Origin of the sequence: Coleofasciculus sp. F4-SAH-05, assembly GCF_040222985.1 — a bacterium.
Classification (GTDB): Bacteria; Cyanobacteriota; Cyanobacteriia; order Cyanobacteriales; family Coleofasciculaceae; genus Coleofasciculus; species Coleofasciculus chthonoplastes.
On the sequence record NZ_JAVKBY010000044.1, the window covers coordinates 31,220 to 51,363 of the forward strand.

Consider the following 20,144-nt stretch of genomic DNA (forward strand, 5'->3'; position numbering starts at 1 on the left):
CAACTCTTGTAATTGAGTTTTAATGTGAATGGTACTGAAATTTTGGTTGGTGGGCATTGCCCACCCTACGGTATATCTCGCGGTTATCCGTTCCTCCCAGCCAACGATATGGTTACGAAAAGTCTCTACTCCTCCAAAATCTCAACCAAGTCCTCAATCATCACATCAAAGGTTCGAGCTAACTTATAGAGGGCGGTATAATCGACCATTGACAACTTGGAACGACGGGCATAACTTCTCACCGTACTGTAAATTACGCCGGAACGGTCGGACACTTCCTTCAACGTCCATCCCTTCTCTTGTGCGAGTTCTCGAATCTTTAGCCTAACTAATCCCATCCTTGACAAGTGATGCAGTTACATCGTTTAATAAGGGAATCTGAAAAAGCGATCGCTCTCCCAGTCGAAGAAACTTAAGAGCGATCGCACCAATATCCCATTAAATGGGAAGTATCTTCTATGTTATCAACACATACCACAAAAACGCCCACCTTTGAAGCCTCAAAACTAAATTACAAATCCTCCACCCGTCACCCCCTGGCACGATTTGTCACCGTCGAGACAGTCGCCTTGCTGTTTAACCGCTCTCCTGACGAGATTTATCGCATCGAATGTTGGCAACATATCGTTTATGTTCACGGTAAAGGGTTGAGCCGATTTGTCAGCTACGCCGACTTTCCACCCATCCTGGAAGCTGAACCCCCCACTCCTCAAGATATGGTTCGCTGGCGCAAGCGCTGGAAATCTCCAATTGCTCCAGAGTTTTGGACAAACTTCTATAGATATCAGTTCAACCGAGCGACGAGTGAATCACAATTGCTAGCGTGGGGACAATTTATTGCTCTGGTGAAAGGATTACTATCAACAGCCGCCTTACAACACCTGCGCCAAGCCTACCAGCTAGAACAATATTGGTGGCGTCATTTTTGATGGTTGAATCTGGCTAAACTAGAGGAAAACTATACCTTGAATATGACCATTCAAATGGTATCAACACTTAGAGCAAAAACGCTTAATAAAATTGAGACGCTTATGTCGTAGCATCGGTAAAAGAGATATAGGTTGAGGACTGCTATTATGGTTAACATCATTGCTATTATGGTTAACATCATTGATTTAGCGTTGGTGTTCAGCCATCATTATGAGCAAAGCCAGGATTCTTGACCCATACGAGAGCTATACTTTCAGTAAATATGCCCAATTAGCCTACGATACTGCTGATATCCTAGCTGAATTCGGTGTCACCCTCAAAAATAGCTCACTCCAACTTCCACAGCAGTTGCCAATCGATCCAGAACCCCTGAGAATAGAACTGCAAGAAAATCTCACGTTGGTCGATCCGGTTTCCGAGATAGCTAGACGTGAAGCCTTGATTTTTCCGATTCTCAAAACGATTTGTAAGTTTATTCAAGTCCCCCTCAAAATTGAATATCCCGTGCGGGTGAGTAACTGGCTCAAAGGCAGTTTTGATTATTTCATTTCTACTGAACAAAGTTTATTAGTGATTGAAGCGAAAAATGCTGATTTAGCCAGAGGTTTTACTCAGTTGGCGGTAGAATTGATTGCCCTCGATCAATGGACAGATTCAACTGTGCCGATGCTCTATGGCACGGTGACAACAGGGGATACCTGGAAATTTGCTATTTTTCAGCGTCAAGAAAAAATAGTTCACAAAGATATCAATACATACGCCATTCCTAGCGATCTGAATTGGGTGCTTTCTACTTTGTTTGGTATAAGTTTGAGTTAGGGGGAGATTTAGAGCGATCGCTCTCCCTAAAATGATACAAAACTTAATTTTATGTCACTTAATTGTCTCCAATTGCATTGTCGTAGACAATTAGGCGTGGTACAGTTCAATGTGGTGTAAAAGTACAGTAAACCGACCAAGTTACCGTAGATTAAATCGGTACACTATAAATCACGGAACTGGAAACAACCACAAGACGGGTAAGAAGACTGGGAGTTTAGGGAAATGGTAAGTGCGATCGCAGAGAAAACTCAACTGGATCTAGAGGGGGTAAATCGACAACTCGTCGATGCCGATGCCACCTCAATGGTTAAATGGGCAGCCGAAACCTTTGGTGATGGTTTGGTGATGAGTACTAGCTTCGGCATCCAATCAGCGCTGATGCTGCACTTAGTCACTCGCATCGTGCCTGACATTCCCGTAATTTGGGTCGATACAGGGTATCTACCCCCAAAAACCTACAGATTTGCTGAACAGTTAACCGAACAATTGAATCTGAATCTACACGTCTATCAGTCACCCATTAGTCCAGCCCGTATGGAAGCCCTCTATGGCAGACTCTGGACAAAAGATGATCCCGAAGCGCTGAATCAGTACGACTATATGCGTAAAGTCGAACCCATGCAACGGGCATTACGAGACTTAAAGGCAACAGCATGGCTAGCGGGATTGCGGGCTCAACAGACACATCACCGTCAAACATTGCGTCCAATCGATATTCAGTCTGGGATTTACAAAGTATTACCTATTCTGTACTGGAGTAGCCAAAATGTCCATGAGTACATCACTGAACACAATCTGCCCTATCACCCCTTACGTGAACTTGGCTATGCGACTGTAGGCGATTGGCACTCAAGCCGCCCAGTGACTACAGAAGATCAGCACGAACGCGACACCCGCTTCCGGGGAATTAAGCAAGAATGTGGTTTACATCTGCCAAAAACTCAAGGTGAAGCCCAGAGTCTCGATTCCAGTTCACTTTAAGGATACTTCTTCAGGGGGGTAATTACTTCCCAGCACAGTTGTAGGGGCACGGCATTGCCGTGTCCCTAATTCATCCAATTAGGTGTGCCACTATAATGGCAGGACTTACGCACAAACGCCATTTATTGTAGGGGCACGGCATTGCCGTGTCCCTACAGGTAGCGCCTGTGCCGTCAAGCAAGCGTAAGTCCTAAATGGCACAACCTCAATCATTCTCTATCAGTCTAAAAAGCCTTCTTGGATCAGAAACTCTCTAGCCACCTCAGCCGGTTCGCGCTTTTTGCCACTCACTTCATAATTCAGTCGTCGCATCGTTTCATTCGTTAATTTGGGCGCTAACTGATTCAACGCCTCTCGAATTCCTGGATGCTTGTCCAGTGTTTCTTGACGAACCACTGGCGCAACTTGGTAGGGCGGAAAAAAGTTTTGATTATCCTCTAAGACAACCAAATTAAACGCGCTGATTTCACCATCAGTACTAAACCCCACCACGACATCAGCTTGCCCTTCGCTTAAGGCTTTATATCTTAACCCTGGATCAGTCGGGATAAATTTTTTAAGTTGAAAATCACCATACACTTGTTTTAAACCGGGTAATCCATCCTCACGTCCCTCAAATGCTGGTGGACCAACCAAAGTTAATTGACTGGCTTGAGCCACCATATCGGAAATTGTTTTCATATTGTATTCTTTAGCACCCTCCTGGGTCATTACAAAAGCAAACGTATTAATCATCGGTGCAGGTTCTAACCAAACCAGATTATATTTCTCTCGATAACTATCCGCCACGGTTTGATAAACGTACTGTGGATTGCTATTGTTAGGACGCTTTAACACCGTTAAAAAAGCTGTCCCCGTATATTCTGGATATAAATCAATTTGACCAGTTTCTAACCCCGCTTGTGCTACGGGAGTTCCTCCCAAGTTTAACTTCCGTTCAACGTCAAAACCTTGATTTTCCAGTACCAAAGCATACATTTCCCCTAAAATAAATTGCTCTGTGAAATCTTTCGATCCGACCTTAATTGCACTCCCACCCCCCTGACACGCGATCGCGAACAGCATCGTCAACACAGCCAGTCCAATCAGCGTAACATTTCGACGCATTCGGTGCATAAATCTACCAAGTCTCAACATTCTTGTATAGTATCAACAAACAGATCAGTTTCCGACTCTATTCTTTTTAATTCGTCCTGTGAAGATCTGGATCAAGTCCAGTCCTAATGATCAATGACCGGGAAAGCTATACTGAATTCATAGTCATGCAGAACGCGATCGCGAATACTATGATTAGTCATAAAACTTGGATGCTAGCTTGTTTAAGCTCATGGATAAGTCTAATTGGATTAGCAATTTCACCGCCAGCCCAAGCCGAGTCTTGGCTTGTCACAAATTTTAATAATGAAACTCAAATTAAAGATTTGATAAAGTGTGGCTATACTAAGGAACAAATTACGCTGAAAGCTCCTGATAAGGAAGTCTTGAATCAATTAGACATTACACCAGGAAATAGGATTGAAGACTATGCCGCAACTCGTTGCCAAGGATACCGCCCGCCGATTCCGTTAATGGCGTTAATCCCTCAATCTACATTGGGCAAAACTCTCGATGAATATCCAACATTATATTTTTATATTCCGGACGTAAGTTTAAAAAATGTTAAAGCTGAGTTGAGTTTCTACGATCAAAACTTAAAAACTATCATCTATGAAAAAGAAATACCGCTACAAGGGAGTGATAGCATTGTTGCCGTTGATCTAGCCAAGGCTCCAGATTTACCCCCCTTAGAGGTGGGCAAACCCTATTTCTGGTATTTCAGTATCATTTTTGATCAGTATGACCGCAGTGACAGCACTTATGTCGCGGGGTGGATACACAGAGTTACGCCAAATTCCCGAATTAATCAGGAATTAAACAGAGCTACCCCTGAGGCGAAGCCTGCTATCTATGCCAATCATGGGATTTGGTATGAAACTCTTGACAGTCTAGTCCAGTTGCGTTGTTCCGAGCCTGAGGATTCTACTCTAGCATCAAATTGGCAATCTGTATTGCAACAAGTTGGATTATCCGACATTGCTAGAAAACCGTTGGCGCAATGTCATTGAGCCCTAATAGCCGATCAGTTCTCGGAATCGACGGAGTAACCTGAGTATAGGGGATCACAAGGAACCCATCCAGTTTAGCGCTAAGCTAATCTGGGATCATTCTTGCCAGATTCATTACAACCAATACTATGGCGTGGGTATTTTCAGGACAATTAAGGGTTGAGCGGATAACGGTTGCGATCGCGAATTTGCCGCCGTCGTTGCAAGGAACCAAATTGGTACAGCTTACCGATTTACATTATGATGGTTTTCGCCTGTCGGAAGCGATGTTAGCTGAGGCAATTCAAGTCAGTAATCAGGCTGAACCAGATTTAGTGCTGTTAACCGGAGACTACATCACATATCAGCCAGAACCGATTCATCAACTGGTACGGCGATTAAAATACCTGGAAAGTCGTGCTGGAGTCTATGCGGTACTGGGAAACCACGATATTTATCATCACCAAGCCAAAACCACAGTCACTGAGGCGCTAACCCAGATTGGCGTGCGTGTTTTATGGAATGAAATTGTCTATCCTTTAGGGAAGGAATTAGCCTTGGTGGGATTAGCGGATTTTTGGTCGCGTGAGTTCAATCCCGCCCCGGTGATGAACCAAATCGCTCCTCAAATACCCCGTATCGTCTTATCTCATAACCCAGATACGGCTGAACCTTTGCAGGAATGGCGCATTGATTTACAACTATCGGGTCATACCCATGGGGGTCAAGTGGTTATTCCCGGATTTGGACCCATCGCCTTATTGCTACCGATTCTGCGGCGATATGTCCCTCGACCTCTGCACAAATGGATTCCCTTCCTGAGAGAATGTTATCAAGTGGTCGATCATTGGGAATGGGGACAAGGAATGCATCAGATTGGTGCAAATTGTATGTATGTGAATCGTGGATTGGGAACTTACGCACCTGGACGCCTATTTTGTCCGCCAGAAGTTACCATAATTACTTTGGCGAGGGCAAAGGGAACAGGAAACAGGGAACAGGGAATGGGCAAACCAGTATCGCTAGAAACAGGTAATTAATATGTTGGGGTTCATCCGGTCAGATTTGGCTCAATTTACGGCTTACACTCCTAATCCAGGGGGAGATTCGGGTAAGCCAATCCTATCGTCGTCGTCGCGCGATCGCGTGGATGCGAATGAAAGTCCTGATGATTTGCCTGTTGAGTTAAAAGAAAAGCTAGCCTGGACGTATCAACAGGAGATTGAGGCGAACCGCTATCCCGATGGTTCTCATCAAACCCTCAAAGACGCGATCGCGCATTATGTGACTGAATCAGCTTCTCTGGAAACACCCGTAACCTCTAGCCAAATCTCAGTCGGTAATGGTTCGGATGAACTGATTCGTTCTCTATTAATTACCACCTGTTTACGGGGAGAAGGTTCAATTCTCGTCGCCAATCCCACGTTTTCCATGTACGGGATTCTGGCGCAAACCCTGGGTATTCCTGTGGTAACAGTTGAGCGTTCTCCGGATAACTTTGAGATTAACCTAGATCAAGCCCAACGTGCGATCGCCCAATCTGAACATCCCCCTATCCGTGTCGTTTTCGTTGTTCACCCCAACTCCCCGACAGGCAATTCTCTCACGGCGTCTGAACTCAAATGGTTGCGAAGTTTACCTGATCATATTTTGGTGGTGATTGATGAGGCATACTTTGAATTTAGCCAAACCTCTGTGGTTAAAGAATTAGCGCAGCATCCCAACTGGGCAATTCTGCGAACTTTTTCCAAAGCCTTTCGATTAGCCGCCCATCGGGTAGGATACTGCGTCGCCCACCCGGAATTAATTGCCGCATTAGAAAAAATGCGCTTACCTTATAATTTACCCAGCTTTTCCCAAGCCGCCGCCCTTATCGCCCTGACTCACCGCGATCAACTCTTAACCACGATTCCCCAAATTATTGCCGAACGCGATAAATTATTAGCAGCATTATCAGAGTATCCCGGCTTACAAGTTTGGTCGAGTTCTGCCAATTTTATTTATATTCGCCCTCGCCAATTGGAACAAAATAGCTTAAGTCAGATTGTTCAACAAATGAAAGCCCAAGGTACAGTAATCCGGAATACAGGTGGCGGATTACGAATTACGGTGGGTTCTCCAGAGGAGAATCAGCGCACCTTAGAACGATTGCAAACAGTTCTGCTCCATTGACTTGGTTTTTTATTCTTTCGGTGATAGGATAAATATTAATACTGCATCACCTCCTATCGATGTCTCACTTTTACAAATTGGTCTATTGCCGACATTTTACCAGTTTTCTGAAGCTACTATTGAGGTTTCAATGGACATTAAAACGACAACCAGTCGGCAGACTAATGTTAACGTATCCGCCAAGGCAAAAGTTGGCTTTGCCTTATGGAGTTCATCGGTAAGAGTTGATGTCTCTCATAACCGCAAATTTGGCAAGGAAGTGCAGGGGACAAATCGCTTGTTTACTCGCCTCGCTCCCGTCCCCCCACCCGAACGGATTGCACCTATATTGACAGTGGTAGATAATCGTCCTGATGGAGGTGCATAATGGCATTCGATCTCACACCCAAAGATCCAAATGAGCCAATTCAGGAACTGGCGGGTGCGTCATTAGCGGAAGTCCTGACTCAACTTGCAGAAGCAATTGCCGAAGGACAGGCGAGGCTTGATCTATCATCCGCCCAAGTTGTTCAGGAGTTAGCACAAACTCAAGTTGATATTGTCCCCAGTATTCGGCAGATTATCCGAGAAGATGGGACGGTAGAATTTCAACAAGCTGAACCTGTCAGGGTGAGCTTACTCGATTTGGGCATATTGCCGACGTTCCTTGCCTTTTCTGAAGCAACAGCAGAGGTAGTCATTGCCTTTCTTAGTGAGTTTGGCAAGTCGATGATCCAAGCTCAAGCTCAGATCAATGCTGAGGTACTGGAGCATCCTGTTGGTTTTGAAGGGTTACAAACAGGTATCGCCATCAGCGAGACGGAGATTGACTTAAAAATGGTCTTCGACGAAGACAGTTCTGGAGTTAATATTCGACCTGTGAGTGCGGGAGAGGCAAGACTAGCGGATCTTAATCCTGGTGTTCTATCTGGGTTACGCGCTCGCTTGGTGGCAGTCCCTAATGAGGAAATCCGTCCACCCGTGCGGAAACCGTCAGACATTCGCGAGCAGGTTCTTTCTCGTCCCGATATCACTCGCTTGCAGGACGTCTTTGGCGAACTGCAAGTCGAAACCACCTACGTCGGTGCGGCACGACGGTGGATTGTAGATGTGAAGGAACTCAGAGGTCAAACCCTTCGCAGTATCCAGATTTCCGATAGTGAATAGTCATTAGCTCAGTTGAGCTATGTACAAATCTCCAGAATTGGGGTACAATTATAAGCTTTGGTGTTTTGTTTCTACTTAGAGTTTGTACCCTCATTCTTCCATTGAAAAGTATATTAACATAAATTGAGAGTAGTACAAAAGTATGGTTGAAGCACTAACGATCAAGGAGGCTCAACAGCAAATCGAGGGGTTAATCAAAGAAAATCGGCTATCCAGTGAAACCATCGAAGCTCTTGAGAAAGAGATTAATCTATTTAAACAGAAAACCCAAGAGGCGGTTCAAGCTCAGCAAAAAGCCGAGACAGAAATAAAGGTAGCTCAGCAACAAATACAGGATCTACAGCCTCAAGTTGCTCAGTTAAAAGAACTTAATCCTCAGCTTCAATCTCAAGTTCAACGCTTGTCTGCACAGGTAAAAGAAACTCCACTACAACCCCTGACTCCAGAGGAAGGTTCAGCTCTGCTTGACCGAACGTTCCAAGCCTTCCGTGGCATAAAAAATTTGAGAGTGGTAGACGCTGACATCACACTCAAGCTAGCGACTGGCAAACTCGGAGATCAGTCTGTTTTAATTTTTCCACAACCGGGTTCTGTTGATTCTTCAACTCTCCATGAAATAAAATTTAAGCTCCGCAGTGACGATTCACTGAGTCAACCCTGAGCTTGATATATAGCAAAAGGCTCTAGGGCAGAAGGTTTATTACTGGTAGGTTGTTGTTTGGCTAACCTTATTGCCGACAGGACAAACCAACTGTGATAGAGACGTTCCGACGGAACGTCTCTACGAAATTCTTATCTCAAAGGACAGGTAATTTGCTCGGATTCTTTCTCAAGCTGACGCACTAAGTCTTGATCTCCTTTTGCCCTCGCGACGTCTAAGCGACGTTCCAAGGACTGACAGATATTTTCCAGATGAGTAATGCTGGTTTGCTGGAAGGCTTTTTGGCGCGAATTCTTCAGAAACCAAGAACGAGTTCCGACCATCGTCATCGGTGTCTCGACTGGCGTAGACTTGACAACACGGGGTTTTCCTGTGTGATATACAGCGCCTCGCCACTTTAAATCATGGGTAGGTGGGGGTTCGGGAATATGTCTAAGATAGTGAAATCGCCAATTTTGACCCCGATAGGTGCCGCCAATCTCGCCTTCGCTTACGTCTAATGTGGATGGTGTTTCATCGTAATGAACACCCCGATAACAACGTTTCATCTGCCTTGTCTCCCTTAAGTCTTTAAAAAAAATGATTTGAATTGAGTGATGTCTAGACTCTAAGCGTCTTAGCAGCGCCGATAAGTGACACCTCGATAGGTCAGTTCCGTTGATCCTTGGCGTCCAACTGACCCTTGGCGTCCCCGGTGCAGCTTCGGCTTGTGAATTTTCCAAGTGTGACCCCGGTATGTGCCACCAGTCTCACCTTCGGTTACGTCTGCTATTGATGGCTCTGAATCGTAGTTGACTCCTCGATAATGAAGTTTCATGATTTACGCCTCCGATTGATTTCCACTACCAGTGAATCTTGGCTTGGAGGAAATGGGCTCCTTGCTCTAATTGGACTGAAAACGCATCTGACTTGGGATAGATCCCTAAATTCAGATAGCTTTATCAAAATATTTCTGTATATATTTTTACATTTTTGAGCCAAAAGTGTCAATTATCCAGAAATGATCACACAAAAGTAGTGATTTCCCACCAATTCCAGTACCGAGGCGATGAGAGAGTAGGGGAAGCAGGGGGAGCTGGGGGAGCTGGGGGAGCTGGGGGAGCAGGGGGAGCTGGGGGAGCTTGCTTAAGGCTGTACCTCATCAACCTGAAATCTGCTGTATGACGAATGACGAATGACAAATGACAAATGACGAATGACAAATGACAAATGACAAATGACAAATGACAAATGACAAATCACCATAAAATACCGCCAGTCTCCACAAAACTGGCGGTGTCAATTCTCAGATATTCAGTTCAACTGAGGACAGCGATCTATCCTACATTGCAGAACCAACGCCTGCGTAGGCACCATAGAAGAAAAGACCAACAACGACTAGAACACCTGTTCCAGCAATTGTGGCGACAACCCACAACGGAATTTTTCCACTTCCAGACACAGCTAATACCTCCTAGTTCAAGCTAACGAATGATTGAGTTGAGTTAATTAAAGAAATAACTGGAAAAGAGAATGCCCAAAACAAAAACCAACAATAGACCAAGAAACAGAGAGGTCCGGTTCAGTTCAACTGGCTGGTTATTCGGATTGGGAGAACGTTCTGGCATGGATTTTATCTCCTATCGTTGAACAAATTGCATGGCGGCGATCGCGCCGAGGAAAAAGACGGTGGGAACCGCTAGGGTATGAACCGCTAGCCATCTAACGGTAAAAATTGGATAGGAAATGGGTTGATTGGGAGTATTAGTCATGATCTTTTACAAAAATCTCCAAATTTTACTTTACTTTTTGGTAAATTGATCGATTTGCTTTTTCGCCTCGTAGCGATCGCTCACAATCGGAATTTCCTGCTGCGGTTGCGTGAAATACTCGTTTGGACGGGGTGTGCCAAACGCATCATACGCTAGACCTGTGCTGACAAATAGCCAGCCCGCAATAAACAGAGCCGGAATTGTGATGCTGTGAATGACCCAATAACGAATGCTGGTAACAATATCGCCGAATGGACGCTCACCAGTAGTACCTGACATAAATGATTCCTCCTTCCCAGTAACAGTTATAATTCACTCGACCTTACTATTTTAAAACATCGAGCTGGCTTTATAGCCATGATCAAGCCGAGATGTCAACCACAGATTTATGAGCAATCAAGCCGTTGTTTTTGCTGGGGGTTCATACTTGAGCAAAACACCCGCTTGACCAATAACAAATCCCTGTTCTGGCGTGATAAAGACAACTTTGTAAAAGTTGGATGGTACATTTTCTACTTCGAGATCTTTGAGCCAAGTTTTGCCACCGTCAAAACTACAAAGCAAATTCCCACTACCCCCGGCGAGCCACACTTCATCGGGAGTTCGGTAGGCTAAATCCAGTAATCCCCAACTGGTGGAAAATTCGGGATAAATTGGCTCTTCCCACGCTTCTAAATCTTCACTACCACTAAATTGCAGCATTCCTCCTCGTGCTAATCCCCAGAGACGCCCGTCTTCGGTGAATCCCATATTTTGCAGACGCTTAGAACTACTACGTTCATGCTGTTCCCAAGCACTTTGACCCGGTTTCCAGATTGAGTAAAAGTTCCCCCTAGCTGAAACCGCGACATATTTGCCATCGTTGGAACGGGAAATATTGCGAAGGACACCCACGGCTTCTTCGACCTGGGCTTTCCAGGTTTTACCTCCATCCTGGGTTTGGTAAATTGCCCCAATTGTGGTCGTCATCTCCGCTGATTTGGGACCCAGTGCCAAAATCGTGTTGGGGTCTCCGGGTAACTTCTCACTTAAGGGGATGCGTACCCAGGAAACACCACCATCAGTGGTATGCAGCATAATTGAGGGTTCGCCCACAATCCAGCCTTCGTCACCCGCAAAACTCACGGATGTGAAACGATATTTATTCTCATCCCCAACATCAAGGACTTTCTCCTGCCAGGTTTCGCCACCATCGGTGGTTTCCAGGAGTGTGGAATTGCTGCCAACGAGCCATCCATGACTTGGGTTATCGGTAAACCCAATATCCCGTAGCGTTTCTTGGGTGGGTAAGGAAACCAGCTCCCAAGGGTTATAGCTCAAGGGTTCGGCATACTTACAACTAACACACAAGCAGGCGATCGCGAAGACTATTAAGATTCGTTTCAAGGTTTTCATGAAATCGCTCATTGGCAACATTCTATCGTTTGGCGTAACTGAGACATTTGTGTATTAAGGAATTGCCTCCTCGGTTCAGCGCAGTCCGTATAAACTTATAAAGAAGATAACGCCTAGCAGTAAGGCTCCAAAAATCAAGACATTCTTTTGACCTGGGGTCAAACGATTCACCCCAAAGCCATAGCTGAGGTTCTCTTGAAACCCAGAGGGGGCACCACTGGCACCAATATCCTGAAATTGGGGCTTTTTCGCACCGCATACTGGACAACGCCAGTCGCTGGGTAGCTCTTCAAAGGGCGTCCCGGCAGTAATATTACGGTTACTATCTCCCTTATTTGGTTCGTAAACGTAGCCGCAAGAGCGGCATTCATAACGACTTGGCGCTTGTTCTGCCAAGGTTTGCTCGTTAGCTGGTTCGATCATCGCTGGCTTTCATTAAGTTGATGCAGCAAATCTTAAAACGTATGTTAAAAAATTTATCATAATAACCGACATTACGCACCAGGGAAGATGGGGGAGATGGGGTGTGGGGTGTGGGGTGTCGGGTGTCGGGAGATGGGGGAGATGGGGAAGATGGGGAAGATGAGGGAGATGGGGGAGCCATGTTCCAGACGAGCCATGGAGCGTCTGTGTGTAGGGGCGGGTTTAGGGACTACTATTGATTGTTATCCCTAGCTTGGCTGCAAAACCCGCCCCGACCAAATGACAAATGACAAATGACAAATGACGAATGACAAATCACCTTGATCGAGCAATTCGCCAACTTAATAGAATAACTGGAATTATCCCAACCACAACGATCGCTAATGCAGGTGCAGCCGCCTCCACTAACCGCTCATCCGATGCCAGATTGTAGACGCGGACGGCAAGGGTGTCAAAATTAAAGGGTCGAATGATTAAAGTTGCCGACAATTCCTTCATCACATCCACAAACAGCAACATCCCCGCCGTGAGTAATCCACCCCACATCATCGGTGCATGGACTTTGACTAAGGTACTCGTCGGACTGTACCCCAAGGAACGGGCAGCATCATCTAAACTAGGTTTAATTTTACCTAAACTGGCTTCCACACTATTGAACGATACGGCAAGGAAGCGTACCAAATAGGCATAAACTAAGGCAGTAATCGTACCACTGAATAGTAAGCCTGTGGATATGCCAAGTATTGCCTGCATCCCCGCATCAACGGCATTATCCAGTCTGCCAATGGGAATCAGAATTCCGACAGCAATCACTGAACCCGGTACAGCATACCCCATCGCCGCAATCCGCGTGGCTAAACGCATCACCAGGGTTGATCGCAACCGTAACCCATACGCCATGATGATTGCGATCGCAACACCCAAAACCGCTGTAACCACTGCCAGAATAAAACTATGACGGGCATAGACCCAAAACTCGCCCTCTAGCGTCGCGGTAGTATTTTTTAGCGTCATCTCCAGTAGGAGTGCAGCCGGAAGTAAAAATCCCAAACTCAATGGCACAAAACACGCCAACGACGCACCGATGCCGCGTATACCCTCTAACTGATAACTGGGCAGTTGGCGATAACTGTTTGTGTTTTGATAATATCGTGCCTGACGCCGTGACCATCGCTCTAACCAAATTAACGCCAAAATAAATAACAGCAGAAATGCTGCTAATTGGGCGGCGGCGACTCGTTCCCCTAAACCAAACCACGTCCGATAAATACCCGTGGTGAATGTCTGTACGCCAAAATACTTCACCGTGCCAAAATCATTTAGGGTTTCCATTAAGGCTAACGCTACACCGGCTGCGATCGCGGGACGAGCTAAGGGCAATGCTACCGTAAAAAAACTACGCCACGGACCACACCCCAGACTGCGGCTAGCTTCTAACGTACAAACCGATTGCTCTAAAAACGCCACCCGTGCCAATAAATAGACATAAGGATATAACACCAGCGTCAGCATGAGAATTGCCCCACCCAGGGAACGAATATTGGGAAACCAGTAATCACCATAACTCCAGCCAAACCCATCCCGTAACGCGGATTGAATCGGTCCTGAAAAGTCCAAAAAGTCGGTGTAGGTATAGGCTAAGACATAAGCAGGTGCGGCGAGGGGTAATAATAGCGCCCATTCAAACAGGCGAGATCCAGGAAAACGGCACATCGTCACTAACCAGGCGGTTCCCACACCGATTAAACCAACACCACAGCCGACGCCAATCATCAGCCAGAACGAGTTAGCCAGGTAGCGCCATAAAACCGTTTGCGCCAAATGCTGCCAAATCTCACCCGCATCGGTAAAAATATTGCTCAATACAAATAAGACAGGGGTAGCAACTAAAAGCGCGATCGCTAAAACCACCAGCGTCCAGAAATTGATGCGCCGACGTTGTTCTTTTCCAGGAACGAGAGCCAGTTTGGGGAGAGTCGAGGTAGATTGAGTCGATTGGTTCATCGTAAATACGACACACAGATCAGAGCGATTTGCCAAAGCTTTACATTATACCCTGTTCCCTCTTGGATTAACTGATGTCCTAACGTATCCTCGTAATGCTATATCTGTAAAACCTGCCCCTACATCCGTCCCTATATGCGATAATTCGTTGACGAAGGACAAATGACGAAGGACGAATGACGACAAATAACCCATGAGCCGAAAAATTATCCGCACAACCAACGCCCCTGCACCCGTCGGTCCCTACAACCAAGCGATCGCAGCCAGAGGAGAACTGATTTTTGTCGCCGGTCAAATTCCCCTTGACCCCAAAACGGGTGCAATTGTTGGCGAAAACGATATTGCCAAGCAGACGGAACAGGCGATGGCAAATTTAGCCGCAATTCTAGAAGAGGCTGGGGTTCAGATGCAAGATATTGTCAAAACTACAGTATTTCTTTCAGATATGAATAATTTTGTGGCAATGAATCAGGTTTATGCCCGCTATTTTGACGAAGCATCCGCGCCCGCCCGTGCTTGTGTGGAAGTGTCCCGACTTCCCAAAGATGTTTTAGTCGAAATTGAATGTATTGCAGTTGTACCTTAGATATTGCCAAAATGTGGCATTCCAGGACATTGTAGGAATAGTATCAGGAATTATCCGACATCGCATCCATAAAAACAATCGTAGGGGCGAAGAGCCGTACCCAATCAACACCACTCAACCTTTAATGTTATCGGGTCGCCCTCCACCTGGTATTGGTAATTATCCGACACCGCGTACATACAACAAAAGGGCGATAATCCCAATAATCCCGATCATCCGAATAATCTCGATCATCCCAACAATGGATTCCATACAGTATTGGAAATTATCTACCATCGCATCCATAAAAACAATGGTAGGGGCGAAGAGCCGTACCCAATCAACACCACCCAACCTTTAATTTAATCGGGTCGCCCTCCACCTGGTATCGATAATCTGACACAACATTTAGAAAAGGGCGAGTCGAGACAAGTTAATTCTTGCACCACCTACGATATGCAGCGACTCGCCCCTACAACGGCGATAATCCCGAAAATCTCAACGATCCTGATAGTGTCTGAAAAAAGCGACAGATGCAATATCTGAGTCTAAGCTAGATCTAAGGTGGATTCAATCCAACTCAGGTAATGATCAGTCTCTGGTCATTCTGCCACGTCTAGATCCAGATAAACCAGACAACGCTCTCTCATCTATGAAATTCCATTTTCATTTTATCAAAGGATTTTCCTCCCTGTTTAAGCGCGTTAACCTCTTACTCATCGCCCTGATTGGAATTGGGTATTTAGGCAACTATTTCAGTCTATCCCTATTTTTTGGGGTGGACTTTTTATTTGGCAGTATTGCCGTCTTAATGGTGGTGTATTTTTATGGCATATTCTGGGGTACTTTAGCCGCCTTCATTACCAGTAGTTATACCTACACTCTTTGGGGACATCCCTACGCCATTATTGTTTTAACCGGGGAAGCCCTGTTTATTAGCTTGCTGTTGCACCGCAAAACAGAAAACATGCTGCTTCTCGCTGGTATCTATTGGGTGCTGATTGGTATGCCTCTGGTTGGACTATTTTATGGGGGAGTTTTAAATATTGGGGCAACTCAAACCTGGTTGATTATCTTGAAGCAATCAGTCAATGGTATCTTTAATGCCTTGGTTGCTACGCTAATTATCACGAACTTGCCATTGCAAAAATGGCTAACTCTTCGACACAAATCCAACCGACTTTCGTTTCAGCAGACGATTTTTAATCTCTTCGTAGCTTTTGTCTTATTCCCGGTATTAATTTTAACGGTTTTTAACGGGCGGCAGATTCTCAACACTATTGAATCTGACATTCGTACTGAACTCAACGCCACATCTTCATCCCTCGTCGCTAACCTAAATTTTTGGTATCATCAACATTTACATGCGGTTGAGGAACTAGCTGAGATTGCGGCTCAATCTCCAGAGCAACCTTCGGAGTTGTTACAGCAAAGTACTGAATTAATCAAACGCAGTTTTGCTGATTTTATTAAGGCTTATGTCACCGATGCCAATGGAACAATAATTGCCGCTCAACCCCCGTCCAATCCAGACGGGAAATCAATCATCGGCTTGAATATTGCCAAACAGTCCTTACTGGAGCAAACTGCCGCTAGTTTAAAGCCGATTCTCTCCGATGTACATATAGATGATGCATATCCATTACCTCATGTCGGCTTAAGTGTGCCAGTCATGGTCAATGATCGTTTTCGTGGTATTGCGTATAGTTCCTTGGATTTAAGTCACATTCAGGAATTTCTAAAACTGAATATTAAAGAACGAGGATTACAAATAACATTAGTTGATCATCAAAATAACTTGATTGCCAGTACCCAGTCAAATGTGAGTATAATGAAACCCTTTGATCCGCGTCAAGGCGGTGAAATTCGTGCCATTGATGCTGATATTTTTCAGTGGTTACCCCAAGCTCCTGGCACACCAATCATGGTGCGTTGGCGAAATTCCTTTCATGTCCAAGAAGTCTCACTCGATCCCTATCTTCCTTGGACGTTAATTCTTAAAATTCCGACTGCCCCTTACATTGATAATTTAGAAGTACTCTACCTGCAAAACCTGGCAACAACACTGCTGATTATGATCTTAGCATTGCTGGTTGCCGTTCTGTTAAGCCATCGATTAGTAAAACCTCTATTTAAATTGGCGCAGGTAACAACTAACTTGCCCCAAAAACTTCTGGATAACACTGTTCCTGTTGATTGGTCTCAAAGCCGAGTCCGAGAAATTCATTCCCTGGTTAGCAACTTTAAATTGATGGCATCTGTACTGATTCAAAAATTCCAGGAAATTAAACAGGCAAAAGAAACATTAGAAGAACGGGTGCAAGAACGCACGCAAAAACTATCACTGATTAATGATGAACTTGCCATCGAAATCAAAGAGCGTAAACGGATAGAATCCCTATTACGGGAACGAGAAGAACGCTATGAACTGGCTATTTCGGGGACAAATGATGGAATTTGGGACTGGGATATTTTAACCAATGAGGTGTATTATTCTCCCGTTTGGATGCGGATTATTGGCTATGAGGAGAATCCTTTGCCAAACCGTCTATCAAGCTGGTCTGATCAGGTTTATCCGGATGATTTTCATCAGGTAATAGAGGATATCAATCATCATTTAGCCGGAGATACCCAAATTTATAAAAATATCCATCGGCTTAAACATCGAGATGGACATTATCTGTGGATTGCGGCGAAGGGCAGATGTATTCGCGATCGCGAGGGCAATCCCTACCGTATTGTCGGCACTATTACTGATATTACCGATAAAAAAATTGCCCAAGAACAACTCAAAGCGGCTAAAGAAGAAGCTGAAACAGCTAATCGCACTAAGAGTGATTTTCTAGCAATGATGAGTCACGAAATCCGCACGCCGATGAATGCAGTAATTGGGATGACTAGCCTGCTAATGGATACGAAATTAACAGCCCAGCAGGGAGAATTTGTCGATATTATCCGCAATAGTAGTGATGCGTTACTGACGATTATTAACGACATTCTGGATTTTTCTAAGATTGAATCAGGCAATCTTAATTTAGAGGAACATCCGTTTAATTTACGCTCCTGTATTGAGGAATCTTTGGATCTGCTATCGTCTAAGGCAAGAGAGAAAGGGATTGAGCTAGCCTATTTAATGGACGATCAAACGCCTGAGATGATTAGGGGAGATGTGACCCGATTGCGCCAAATTTTAGTTAATTTGGTTAGTAATGCAGTTAAATTTACCGAAACCGGAGACGTGGTGATTTCGGTCACTCCTACTGCCGAAATTTCCGATGATCAAGTCTGTTTACAATTTGCTGTACGTGACACAGGAATTGGCATTTCCACAACGCATATCGAGCGGCTATTTAAACCCTTTAGCCAACTTGATGCGTCAACCACTCGTCAATATGGCGGTACAGGATTAGGATTAGCGATTAGTCAGCGACTGAGTGAACTAATGGGAGGCAGAATGTGGGTCGAAAGTCAAGAAAGTGTGGGTTCAACGTTTTATTTCACCGCGATCGCGACTCCAGTTCCCTCAGATTCAGAACCCGATAATCGAGAGCAGGTATTGACGGATAAACGCCTGTTAATTGTAGAAGATAATCCGGCAACTCGGCAAATGTTGACCGAACAAGCCCAATCCTTTGGGATACAGGTGGAAGCTACCACATCAACAACAGAAGCTTTAGAATGGTTAGAACAGGGAAAACGCTTTGATTTAGCGATTTTGGCATCCCAGATTCTCCAGATGGAGAATTGGAGTTTAATCACGCAAATCCGTCAGCATCCCCATTGCCAAAACTTACCGATAATTATGCTGGGATTAATCGGGCAAGTCGAGACACAGCCTGACATTCAGTTAGCAAATTCAAGCCCTGCGATCGCGGGATATTTACATAAACCGATTAAACAGTCTCAGTTGTACAATATCTTAGTTAATATCCTGACTCAGGAGGTAAGTTTACCAAGAAAAACTCGTTCCCATTCATCCAAATATGACCCCACCTTTGCTCACAGATTCCCCTTGAAAATTCTCTTAGCGGAAGACAATGTAGTGAACCAAAAAGTAGCGATTAATATGTTGAAGCGGTTGGGATATCGACCCGATAGTGTTGCCAATGGGTTAGAAGTCTTACAAGCGTTACACCGTCAATCCTACGATGTGGTACTCATGGATGTACAGATGCCAGAAATGGATGGATTAACCGCAACACAGCAGATTGGTCAGGAATTTTCAGGAGCTGCCCATCCTCGGATTATCGCCATGACAGCCAATGCCATGCAAGGCGATCGCGAAGAATGTTTAGCTGCGGGGATGGATGACTATATGAGTAAGCCTATTCATGTTGATGTTTTAAAACAGGTTTTGAGTCAATGTCAACCGCCGACAACGGAACAGCCGATTCTTGATCCAGGGGTGATGCAAACCTTGCAAGAAATGGCAGGGGATGAACTTAGCGAAGTGATTAACTGTTACTTACAAGAAGCGCCGGAATTGTTAGAATCCATGCATGATGCCGTTAAGCAAAATGATGCTCGGTTGCTGTATCATAAAGCACACAGTCTCAAATCCAGCAGTCAGGCATTAGGAGTGCTCAAACTTGCCCAGCTTTGTCAACAATTAGAAGCCCTGGGACGGGCGGGTACAATAGGCAAAGCGGAACAGTTAGTCTTACAGGCAATTACAGAGTATCAACTTGTTTTGCAGGCGATTGAGTGCGAAAGTCAGTAGAGTGCGAGTGCAGTTAGGCTTTTTTGCCGGAAGCCCCACGCCATACCTGTACTTCGACAGGCTCAGTAACAACCCAGGTTGGCGTTGGGATGGATAGGCAGTCAATCGATGGGGTTCAATACCCCTGAGATTGACAACTTGCGTATCAGTTCACGGATAACATCGGACTGGGTTCTCTCCGTTACTTGGCAAAATCTAGCTAGGTGTTCATATTCCCTATCTGATACTCGTGTTGTCACTTGCTTCATAGTTGTCAATCTGCTTTCTGAATGCTACCATAATACCGTACAGGTTAATCAAATAAAGCTAACCGCTTCCTGTACATTGAACCAAGACAACCTGGTATAGCGGGTTCCGTCCAGAAACAGGCTACACGTAGTCGCATCTGTGGACGGGTAAAATTCCAGCAGCTACATTGGTGTTGAACATTTTTGTATTGTTCCGGCGCGGTGGGGCATCCCGTGCCGTTAATAAAGCTCAGTTAATGTCC

Annotated in this window: 23 protein-coding genes; 11 read left to right on the forward strand and 12 right to left on the reverse strand. The window is 45.1% G+C overall.

Annotation, left to right across the window (positions count from 1 at the left end):
* Positions 1–125: 125 nt before the first annotated feature.
* The gene (locus tag RIG27_RS04790) at positions 126–338 is read right to left on the reverse strand and encodes a helix-turn-helix domain-containing protein (RefSeq protein WP_446342936.1); all 213 of its coding nucleotides are present in this window, start codon (positions 336–338) and stop codon (positions 126–128) included.
* Between the two features lie 120 nt (positions 339–458).
* On the opposite strand from RIG27_RS04790, the gene RIG27_RS04795 reads away from it, so the two are divergent.
* The 3 genes from RIG27_RS04795 to RIG27_RS04805 all read left to right on the forward strand — a co-directional run bounded on the left by RIG27_RS04795 (position 459) and on the right by RIG27_RS04805 (position 2,733).
* The gene (locus RIG27_RS04795) at positions 459–929 is read left to right on the forward strand and encodes a hypothetical protein (RefSeq protein ID WP_446342938.1); all 471 of its coding nucleotides are present in this window, start codon (positions 459–461) and stop codon (positions 927–929) included.
* 211 nt (positions 930–1,140) lie between these two features.
* Positions 1,141–1,749 carry a hypothetical protein gene (locus tag RIG27_RS04800; protein WP_446342940.1) on the forward strand — a complete coding sequence of 203 codons (609 nt, stop codon included), beginning with the start codon at positions 1,141–1,143 and terminating at the stop codon, positions 1,747–1,749.
* Positions 1,750–1,974: 225 nt separating this feature from the next.
* Complete coding sequence (locus RIG27_RS04805) at positions 1,975–2,733, forward strand: phosphoadenylyl-sulfate reductase (RefSeq protein ID WP_446342942.1); 759 nt, start codon at positions 1,975–1,977, stop codon at positions 2,731–2,733.
* Between the two features lie 219 nt (positions 2,734–2,952).
* Here the strand turns inward: RIG27_RS04805 and RIG27_RS04810 are convergent, their stop codons facing one another.
* Positions 2,953–3,849 carry a glycine betaine ABC transporter substrate-binding protein gene (locus RIG27_RS04810; protein ID WP_446342944.1) on the reverse strand — a complete coding sequence of 299 codons (897 nt, stop codon included), beginning with the start codon at positions 3,847–3,849 and terminating at the stop codon, positions 2,953–2,955.
* A 107-nt stretch (positions 3,850–3,956) separates the two neighbouring features.
* Between RIG27_RS04810 and RIG27_RS04815 the strand changes: the two genes are divergently transcribed.
* From RIG27_RS04815 to RIG27_RS04840, 6 genes are all read left to right on the forward strand, one after another.
* Positions 3,957–4,838 (forward strand): DUF928 domain-containing protein, encoded by an 882-nt coding sequence (locus tag RIG27_RS04815; protein WP_446342946.1) that lies wholly within the window; start codon positions 3,957–3,959, stop codon positions 4,836–4,838.
* 128 nt (positions 4,839–4,966) lie between these two features.
* Positions 4,967–5,857 carry a metallophosphoesterase gene (locus RIG27_RS04820; protein WP_446342948.1) on the forward strand — a complete coding sequence of 297 codons (891 nt, stop codon included), beginning with the start codon at positions 4,967–4,969 and terminating at the stop codon, positions 5,855–5,857.
* A gap of 1 nt (position 5,858) precedes the next feature.
* Entirely contained in the window at positions 5,859–6,989 is a 1,131-nt protein-coding gene (locus RIG27_RS04825; protein ID WP_446342950.1) for a histidinol-phosphate transaminase, read from the forward strand.
* Between the two features lie 130 nt (positions 6,990–7,119).
* Positions 7,120–7,356, forward strand: coding sequence for a hypothetical protein (locus tag RIG27_RS04830; protein WP_446342952.1), 237 nt, complete (start codon positions 7,120–7,122; stop codon positions 7,354–7,356).
* On the forward strand, positions 7,356–8,135 hold the full coding sequence (locus tag RIG27_RS04835) for a hypothetical protein (protein WP_446342954.1): 780 nt from the start codon (positions 7,356–7,358) through the stop codon (positions 8,133–8,135). Before RIG27_RS04830 ends, RIG27_RS04835 begins: the two co-directional genes overlap by 1 nt.
* Positions 8,136–8,277: 142 nt before the next feature.
* The gene (locus RIG27_RS04840) at positions 8,278–8,796 is read left to right on the forward strand and encodes a hypothetical protein (RefSeq protein ID WP_446342956.1); all 519 of its coding nucleotides are present in this window, start codon (positions 8,278–8,280) and stop codon (positions 8,794–8,796) included.
* Between the two features lie 131 nt (positions 8,797–8,927).
* Here the strand turns inward: RIG27_RS04840 and pirA are convergent, their stop codons facing one another.
* The 10 genes from pirA to RIG27_RS04890 form a co-directional block, all read right to left on the reverse strand.
* On the reverse strand, positions 8,928–9,344 hold the full coding sequence (gene pirA, locus RIG27_RS04845) for an arginine synthesis PII-interacting regulator PirA (RefSeq protein ID WP_446342958.1): 417 nt from the start codon (positions 9,342–9,344) through the stop codon (positions 8,928–8,930).
* A gap of 68 nt (positions 9,345–9,412) precedes the next feature.
* Positions 9,413–9,613: a DUF4278 domain-containing protein gene (locus RIG27_RS04850; protein ID WP_446342960.1), complete on the reverse strand. Its 201-nt coding sequence runs from the start codon at positions 9,611–9,613 to the stop codon at positions 9,413–9,415.
* A gap of 324 nt (positions 9,614–9,937) precedes the next feature.
* The gene (locus RIG27_RS04855; RefSeq protein ID WP_446342962.1) at positions 9,938–10,078 is read right to left on the reverse strand and encodes a hypothetical protein; all 141 of its coding nucleotides are present in this window, start codon (positions 10,076–10,078) and stop codon (positions 9,938–9,940) included.
* Between the two features lie 39 nt (positions 10,079–10,117).
* Entirely contained in the window at positions 10,118–10,237 is a 120-nt protein-coding gene (locus RIG27_RS04860; RefSeq protein WP_006106138.1) for a photosystem II reaction center protein J, read from the reverse strand.
* A gap of 43 nt (positions 10,238–10,280) precedes the next feature.
* Complete coding sequence (locus RIG27_RS04865) at positions 10,281–10,403, reverse strand: photosystem II reaction center protein L (RefSeq protein WP_006106150.1); 123 nt, start codon at positions 10,401–10,403, stop codon at positions 10,281–10,283.
* 12 nt (positions 10,404–10,415) lie between these two features.
* Positions 10,416–10,547 carry a cytochrome b559 subunit beta gene (gene psbF, locus RIG27_RS04870; protein WP_446334989.1) on the reverse strand — a complete coding sequence of 44 codons (132 nt, stop codon included), beginning with the start codon at positions 10,545–10,547 and terminating at the stop codon, positions 10,416–10,418.
* 30 nt (positions 10,548–10,577) lie between these two features.
* The gene (gene psbE, locus RIG27_RS04875; RefSeq protein ID WP_446342965.1) at positions 10,578–10,826 is read right to left on the reverse strand and encodes a cytochrome b559 subunit alpha; all 249 of its coding nucleotides are present in this window, start codon (positions 10,824–10,826) and stop codon (positions 10,578–10,580) included.
* A gap of 117 nt (positions 10,827–10,943) precedes the next feature.
* Positions 10,944–11,954, reverse strand: coding sequence for a photosynthesis system II assembly factor Ycf48 (locus tag RIG27_RS04880; protein WP_446342967.1), 1,011 nt, complete (start codon positions 11,952–11,954; stop codon positions 10,944–10,946).
* A gap of 63 nt (positions 11,955–12,017) precedes the next feature.
* Positions 12,018–12,365 (reverse strand): rubredoxin, encoded by a 348-nt coding sequence (locus tag RIG27_RS04885; protein WP_446342969.1) that lies wholly within the window; start codon positions 12,363–12,365, stop codon positions 12,018–12,020.
* A 315-nt stretch (positions 12,366–12,680) separates the two neighbouring features.
* Complete coding sequence (locus RIG27_RS04890; RefSeq protein WP_446342971.1) at positions 12,681–14,405, reverse strand: ABC transporter permease; 1,725 nt, start codon at positions 14,403–14,405, stop codon at positions 12,681–12,683.
* A 157-nt stretch (positions 14,406–14,562) separates the two neighbouring features.
* Here RIG27_RS04890 and RIG27_RS04895 point away from each other — a divergent pair, with 157 nt between their 5' ends.
* Together RIG27_RS04895 and RIG27_RS04900 are read left to right on the forward strand one after the other, a co-directional pair.
* Positions 14,563–14,955 (forward strand): RidA family protein, encoded by a 393-nt coding sequence (locus RIG27_RS04895; protein WP_446342973.1) that lies wholly within the window; start codon positions 14,563–14,565, stop codon positions 14,953–14,955.
* A 631-nt stretch (positions 14,956–15,586) separates the two neighbouring features.
* Positions 15,587–19,654: a response regulator gene (locus RIG27_RS04900; RefSeq protein ID WP_446342975.1), complete on the forward strand. Its 4,068-nt coding sequence runs from the start codon at positions 15,587–15,589 to the stop codon at positions 19,652–19,654.
* Positions 19,655–20,144: the final 490 nt, after the last annotated feature.